This is a genomic window from Streptomyces sp. NPDC025793 (genome assembly GCF_055558375.1).
On the sequence record NZ_JBVHMR010000136.1, the window covers coordinates 1 to 2,163 of the forward strand.

Annotated in this window: 2 protein-coding genes; both read left to right on the top strand. The window is 64.8% G+C overall.

Annotation, left to right across the window (positions count from 1 at the left end):
• A partial coding sequence (locus tag ACZ4MF_RS48865) for a DUF4253 domain-containing protein (RefSeq protein ID WP_467500902.1) occupies positions 1-1,405 on the top strand: 1,405 nt, incomplete at its 5' end.
• A 592-nt stretch (positions 1,406-1,997) separates the two neighbouring features.
• Positions 1,998-2,102, top strand: a complete 105-nt coding sequence (locus tag ACZ4MF_RS48870; RefSeq protein ID WP_467500904.1) for a 4Fe-4S binding protein — start codon at positions 1,998-2,000, stop codon at positions 2,100-2,102.
• Positions 2,103-2,163: the final 61 nt, after the last annotated feature.

Consider the following 2,163-nt stretch of genomic DNA (forward strand, 5'->3'; position numbering starts at 1 on the left):
CCAAGGTCCGCAGCGAACGCCAGCAACGCTGGGGCCGCCCACGCCCCAAAGCCGCCTGATCAACCCCGGCAACGTTCGTGGTCAACGCACTAGCTCGCTCAGTTGGCTGCGCAAGAATCCCGGGCTGCTGATTGCCATGGGCACCGGCACCATCCCCGTCGACCACGCGGCCCTGGACGCTCTCCCCAGAAGCCGCACCACCGAGACCATCCGCGGCCAACTCGTCGCCACCGGATGCCTGCCGGCCCGCAACACCTACGCTGCAGACTTCCAGCGCTGGCTGACCAACCACCTTGCCACAGCAGACTCGGCCGACCAACGGCTCATCCTCCACGAGTACGGCACATGGCGGCTGCTACCCAGGATCCACCGGCCCCGAGACAGCAGGCCCCAGACCTATTCAACCTTCCAGTATGCCAAGACCCGGATCAGAGCCGCCCAGTCGTTCCTCACCTGGCTCGCCCAGCACGACACGCCCGTGGCCGAAGCCACCCAGATAGACATTGACGACTTCCTCTCCCGCAACCCACAGCACCTGGGAGCGCTGGAGGCATTCCTCCGCTGGACCACACGAACCCGCAAGAGCCGCAAACTCGCCTGTCACAAACCGCGCAGCGACCAACCGAAACCCGCCCTTACCGCCGAGCAGCGGTGGCAACTGCTCCGCCGCGTGCTCCACGACGACGCCCTCGAGCCCGCCGACCGCCTCATGGGCGCACTCATCCTCACCTACGCTGCTCCGCTGACGAAGATCCTTCTGCTTCGCGCCGGCGACATACGGGTCACCCACAGCAGCTCCGCCAGCGCCGTCTACCTCACGCTCGGCGAGACCGAGATCCACCTACCGCCCGTCCTGGGCCAACTCGCCATCCAGCAGCTCAAGCAGGGTCGTCTTCCGTACAGCGGAGCCGCTCTGGCCACCGGCAGGTGGTTGATCCCCGGTATGAAAGCTGGTCGTCCGCTCAGCCACGCCCGCGCCACCGTCCCCCTCAGCCATGAGCCCGTGGCAGGCGCCGATGAGATGGCTACCGAGTATGCGGGGGTCTTCTACAACCAGCACCCTCAGTCGCGCCTCGGCCTTGTCACTGCTCTGTGTGGGGCTGACGCACTGACCGCCGCCGGCTGGGACGGTCCGGCCAACTACGACAACGACACGGCCAAGTTCTCCGCCGTCGTGAGCGATTGGGAGCGCCGCTTCGGCGCGCGCGTCGTAGCTGTTGGCTTCGGCACCCTCCACCTCAGCGTCGCGGCGCCCCCGGTGGATACACAGGAAGCCCTGCTCGTAGCCGCTGAGCACTTCGCCTTCTGCCCGGACAACATCTGGCAGGGCCCCCGTCCTTGCACCCTGGCCGCCTATGCGGAGCGCATCCTCGGTATGAACAGCTGGGATTTCTGGTGGGACTGACCCTCTGCGCAGATCCGTCGAGAGTGCTCACCTATGCCCTGGGAGGAACCTGCGGGATCGACTCAGCGGAACGGCTCGTCCACCGCCGTGTCTACAGAGAACTGTAAGCGGCTTGAACCAACGGCGATGGGCTATTGCCGACACAGGAATCCCGGACACTTCTGCATCCGGCCGATCCCGGCCACAAGCCCGGCTCGGGGGTACAACGTAGCCATCCGCTCGACGGACTCGTCCGGGAACTGCGCCCGTGCCCAAGTGGGCAACCGCCATGGCAACACGCCAGTCTCGGTTCGCTCCAAATCCAGCACGCCGCGGAACCTCACTGGACCGCCTATTAGTGGGATCTCACGTAGTTCGCCAGTCACATCCGCTCTTCTCGCTGCTGCATCACGACCAACCAAACGTCGCCCAAGCAGCGTACCTATCTGCGCAAGCTCTTAGCCGCGACGATCTACTGGCTTCATTGGCAGTCGATAGCTGGCGGTCTCTGGAGAATCCCTGATCGGCGTGCCTCTTTTGCAGGCGCTGTGCGGTACTGCCTGGCTGTTGGCTCGTTGGTCATCGGACCGCACCAGGAGTCAGGAGCGAGCGAATGGCCGTCGAGATCACTGAAGACTGCATCAACTGTGGCGCCTGCGAGCCGGAGTGCCCGAACGAGGCGATTAAGAGCTCATCTCATTTGGTGAGTCTGCGGTAGCAGATCAGGGTGCAGGCAATGCTGGTGAAGGCGAGGAAGTGGTCGGCTTTCCGTTCGTAGC

Excerpts from the sequence above, each read along its gene's own strand:
- ACZ4MF_RS48870 (WP_467500904.1), top strand. The coding sequence starts at position 1,998 with ATGGCCGTCGAGATCACTGAAGACTGCATCAACTGTGGCGCCTGCGAG.